This window comes from Pseudomonas sp. HMWF006, assembly GCF_003061205.1.
In the GTDB taxonomy this organism is placed as follows: Bacteria; Pseudomonadota; Gammaproteobacteria; order Pseudomonadales; family Pseudomonadaceae; genus Aquipseudomonas; species Aquipseudomonas monsensis.
Map to the genome: position 1 here is coordinate 1 of NZ_QAIU01000039.1, position 4929 is coordinate 4929.

General features: G+C 58.3%; 4 protein-coding genes. 2 read left to right on the forward strand and 2 right to left on the reverse strand.

Going from position 1 to position 4929, the window contains the following annotated elements; translation table 11 throughout:
• Together DBR24_RS01290 and DBR24_RS01295 are read left to right on the forward strand one after the other, a co-directional pair.
• The coding region (locus DBR24_RS01290; protein WP_146188929.1) for a fimbria/pilus outer membrane usher protein at positions 1-2172 on the forward strand (2172 nt) is incomplete at its 5' end.
• 168 nt (positions 2173-2340) lie between these two features.
• Positions 2341-3342 (forward strand): acyltransferase, encoded by a 1002-nt coding sequence (locus DBR24_RS01295; protein WP_128613642.1) that lies wholly within the window; start codon positions 2341-2343, stop codon positions 3340-3342.
• Between the two features lie 121 nt (positions 3343-3463).
• On the opposite strand, the gene DBR24_RS01300 is transcribed toward DBR24_RS01295, so the two are convergent.
• Both DBR24_RS01300 and DBR24_RS01305 read right to left on the reverse strand, forming a co-directional pair.
• Positions 3464-3727 carry a hypothetical protein gene (locus DBR24_RS01300; RefSeq protein ID WP_128613643.1) on the reverse strand — a complete coding sequence of 88 codons (264 nt, stop codon included), beginning with the start codon at positions 3725-3727 and terminating at the stop codon, positions 3464-3466.
• A gap of 190 nt (positions 3728-3917) precedes the next feature.
• Positions 3918-4721: a 2OG-Fe(II) oxygenase gene (locus DBR24_RS01305; protein WP_128613644.1), complete on the reverse strand. Its 804-nt coding sequence runs from the start codon at positions 4719-4721 to the stop codon at positions 3918-3920.
• Positions 4722-4929 lie beyond the last annotated feature (208 nt).

The following is a 4929-nucleotide window of genomic DNA, read 5'->3' on the forward strand; positions in this document are numbered from 1 at the left end:
GAACTCGGGGTCAAGGTCGATGCGTTCCTGACCCCGGGTGAGTCATTCCCCGCGTGCATCGACCTTGCCCAATTGATCGAAGGCTCTTCGGTGAGCTTCGACGCCGGGCGCCTGACCCTCGACATCAGCGTGCCGCAGATCGCCTTGCGCCGCGACGCCACGGGTTATGTCGCTCCGCAGGAATGGGATCGCGGAATCAACGCGGCGATGCTCAACTATCAGTTCTCGGCGGCCAACACGCAGTCCGACGCCCGTGGCAACGGCACGCAATACAACCTCTACGCCAACGGCGGATTCAACCTCGGCGACTGGCGTTTTCGCTCCAGTTCCTCGTTCCGTCAAGATGAAGACGGCCAGCAGGACTGGCAGCGCAGCAACACCTATGCACAGCGTGATCTGACCGCGATCAAGGGCACGCTGACCCTGGGCGAAAGCTTCACCCCGGGTGATGTGTTTGACAGCATTCCGTTTCGCGGCGCCCAGGTCGCGTCCGACATGGGCATGCTGCCGGACTCGATGCAAGGTTATGCGCCGATCATTCGCGGCATCGCCGAAACCCAGGCCAAGGTCGAAGTGCGCCAGAACGGCTACTCGCTGTACACCACGTATGTGGCGCCCGGCGCGTTCGAAATCGACGATCTCAATGCGGCATCGGGCAGTGGCGACCTGGAAGTGATCATCACCGAAGCTGACGGTCGCGAGCGGCGCTTCACCCAACCGTACGCCACGCTGGCGAACATGCTGCGGGAAAAAACCTGGCGCTACAGCGCCACCGCCGGTGAGTACAACGCTGTCGACGGCGGCCAGCGCCCGGCCTTCGCCCAGGCTTCTCTGGCTTACGGTTTGCCGTTCGATCTGACGGTGTATGGCGGCCTGTTGGGCGCTGACTTCTATCGCGCTGGCGTCGTCGGCGTGGGCAAAAGCCTCGGCAGTCTGGGCGCCGTTTCGCTGGACGTAACCCAGGCCCAGACCGATGTACCGAGGGGTTCCGGAGTCGCGGCCGGCAAAGAGAAAGGCCAGAGTTTTGGCGTGCGCTACGGCAAGGCATTCGAAACTGGCACTTCGGTACGCTTCGCCGGCTATCGCTATTCCACCGAAGGCTATCGCGACTTTGATGAAGCGGTGCGCCTGCAAGAACCGAACGAATTCAACACGCTCTCCAAGCGCAGCAAAGTCGAAGCCAGCATCAACCAGGCCCTCGACAGCTACGGCTCGTTCTACCTGAACATGAGCAAGCAGAACTACTGGGGTACCTCGCGCGAAGACAAACAGATGCAATTGGGCTTCAACACCCAATACAAAGGCGTGACCTACGGCATCTACGCCAGCAAGACCCTGACCGACAACTTCGGCCAGAACAACCAAGTGGTGTTCAGCGTATCCATGCCCATCGGCCAGACGCGCAGCACCGGCACCTACACGGTTACGCGCAACAACGACGGCAGCCTCGACCAGCGTGCCGGCCTGAGCGGGCGCGACGGCAACCTCAACTACAACGTCAACGCCAACCGCTCCGACAACGGCGGCAACAACGGCTCGGCCCTTATCGGCTACCGCGCGCCGTTCGCCCAACTCGGCGCCGGCGTCAGTGTCGGCAGCGGTTACCGACAGACCTCGGTGAGCGCCGCAGGCTCCGTGCTCGGTCACAGTGATGGCCTCGAATTCGGCCAGACCCTTGGCGAAACCGTGGCCCTGGTCGAAGTCAAGGACACCCCGAACGTCGGCGTCCTCAACGCCCCCGGCACGCTGACCAACGCCAAGGGGTATGCCCTGGTTCCCTACGTCACGCCTTACCGTAAAAACCGCGTGGCACTGGACACCGGCGAGCTGGACAACAACATCGACATCGAAGAAGGCGTGACCAACGTCGTGCCGCGTCGCGGTGCCGTGGTCAAAGCCAGCTTCGCCGCCAGCCGCTCGGAAAAAGCGCTGCTCAACGTACGCCTCAAGGACGGCAAGCAACCACCGTTCGGCACCACCATCACCAACGAAAAAGGCGCCAGTGCCGGCGTCGTCGGCCAGGCCGGCCAAGTGTTGCTGTCAGTGGGTGAAGGCAAGGTCTTCCAAATGAAATGGGGCGAAAAGACCGGACAGAGTTGCCGCATCGAACTGGATGTGAGCAAAGCACCCATGGTGGACGGTTATCGCGTGGCAGATGCGTTGTGTGAATAAATCGGGAGGCCTGATACGCAGTGATTGCTTTGCTCGCGATAGCACCGCCCAGCCGACAGCAACGTGACTGCCCGACCGCTATCGCGCCATCCCGGAGAAAAACCCTGTTCTCCATCCGCGAAACATCGTAATTTACGCGCCAAATACAAGGTCGTTTTGGGGATGTAAGTGGGCGCTTATCGACTGCTATTGGCCGTGCTGGTCGCTGTTTCGCATATGAACAAGACGTTCATGGGCTTGAACCCGGGCGTGATCGCCGTGATTTCTTTCTTGATCATCAGCGGTTTCGTGATGACTTCGCTGATCGAGCGCAACTACCAGGCGCCAGAGAAAGTCGGTCTGTTCTACCTCGACAGGATCCTGCGCCTTTACCCTCAGTTCCTGCTCTACTTCTTCGCGGCAAGTGCGGTGCTCTACATCCTGTTCCCCGGCTCGCCCCAAGAGGCCGAACTGACGTTCAAAAACATTGCTGCGAGCCTGGCAATGGTGCCACTGGGCTTCTACATGTTTGGCGCAACCGGGAACGCCATCCTGCCACCGGCCTGGTCGCTTGGACTGGAAATGTGCTTCTACCTGGTGATCCCTTTCCTGATCCTCTATCGAGCGCGGGGTGTTGCCTTCGTCTTGTCCGTCGCCGTGTTCATCCCCGCGTGCCTTGGTCTGATCAACACTGACGTGTATGGCTACCGCTTGTTGCCGGGGGTGCTGTTCATCTTTCTGTGCGGTAGCTACCTGTACAAACCGCAGGCGAAGAGCCTGGCCATCGTGGCAAGCACCGCCGTGGCGGCGGCATTGATCTTCATCGCGATCATGGCCGGCTGGATCGAGCGCCAACCGTTCAATGCCGAAGTGACCGCAGGCATTGCACTCGGTGTACCCGCGGTGTATCTGCTGACGAAACTCAAGTATCACCGGGCTGATGAATTCCTCGGAAACATCAGCTACGGGGTGTTCCTGAATCACTATGCGGTGATGTACTTCCTGCACGGTCTATGGCCGATTAGTTCATACGATGCTTACACCGTGGCCAAGATACTGGGCCTGTCGTTCCTGTTGAGTGGCGTTTCATATTACTGCGTCGAAAGGCCAGCGTTGAAACTCAGGCATGCACTGAGGGGTGGCGTGAAGGATGGCGGCAGGCAAGTGCGCGGTGGTGAAACTGCGGCTTGATCGCCAGCGCAGGCGTTTGCACCAACAATCGGGCGGGTTCATTGATCGAAGCAGGCGTTCACGAACGCCTGCTCAGGTCTTAGTGCAAAAACTGCCCGTCAGAGCGCCAAATCTGATGTTTTCAATCCTTGAACAGCGTCCAGCCATGGCAAATGCCGGCAAAGTCTTTCGCCGTAAAAAATAATACAAGTTCCTCTGGGTCAAAATTTTTGTACAACCAGTGCCCAGGAACAGGGCCTCTCGTTATCACGTATTGCAGGCGGTATTTTCCAATAGCCCCAGAATGGAATGAGGCTGCACTCAGCTCGAACCTGTCACCTTGGTTCAGTGCCCACAGTTTTCCGACAAGGCAGTCATCTCCGACCACCGCTTCAGCGGTCGCCATCAGATACCGTGCATGGAGTTTTTTTTGAAGTCGGGCGCTTCTGGGCATGGATCAACCTATTGATGGAACGAGAACTGACGAGGGGGCGAGCGAGCCGAATTGATCGCGTGCTCTGGCCGGAAGCAAAACGATCATCAGCCCTGCCCGCCCGATGCGCAAAGACTGGCGCTAGCCTTGAACAAAAACAACCTCACCCCTTCCTCTTGAACAATTTATTCAGGTAGTACTTCACACTCCAGCGATCCTTCGGCCGTGGCTTGTAATGGGTTTTGTTCCTCTGCGAAGGATCAATCCCTTGTCCGCTTGCGGTGTAGTAATAAAGCGCAATCGACCGACGAGTGATGCCTTCAGGCGTCGTCAACGGCTCCGGATGCCCGTGATTGCTGTCCTTGTCCGTGTTGAAAATCACGCAACGGTTATAGACCGGCAGAATTTTTTTCAGGCATTTCTTCATCCCCACATCCCAAAGCTCCAGATTACCGCCGTACGCCTCCTGCCAGTCTTGCGTCAGGTAAATGATCACGTTCAACCGCCGCTCGACATTAAGCTTTTTGTTGAGACGAAAGTCCGAGTGCACACCGAGGAAGCCGCCGCTCCTGGTTTCGTGCAGGCCGCCGCCAGTGAAATAGGGATCGGGAATCAGGCCCTGGATGCCGGTGAGCTTTTCAAGGAACTGCAGCATCGGCGCGGAGTTGAAGGTGTTGAATACGCTCTTCAAATAGGGGCTGCATTCGTTGGGACTGATCTGGCGCTTGAGCTGGCCTTTGTAGCCACGCTCGTAAATCATTTCGTTGTGGGTCGGCTCGACCGGGAAGTGCGTGCGGATACTGGCAATGACGTCCTGGTGCAGGAAATTGTCGATGACGATGTGCGGGAATGGCGTGGCCTGGGTGTATTGACTGGACAGCGACTCGCCAAACGCGCTGGCGGCGTTCTGGTCGAAATCGAGCTCCGGGGACAAGGTGATAGGTAGTGTTCGCGTATCGGGTTGCATTACCGCTCCAATAAACTTGTATAGAGCCTTTCAGGCCATTTCAAACAGGGTCATTGCGCGAGCAGATTGCCATGTCGGCCATGGCCTGCCGAGCAGGGTGTTCTGAAAAGCGGCGCGATGCTGTTACGACATGTTTCTGACTGTCACAAACTCGCCATAAGCCGTCTGCTAGTCTCCTCGCGCCTCACCCGCACACCCCTGCCCCAAG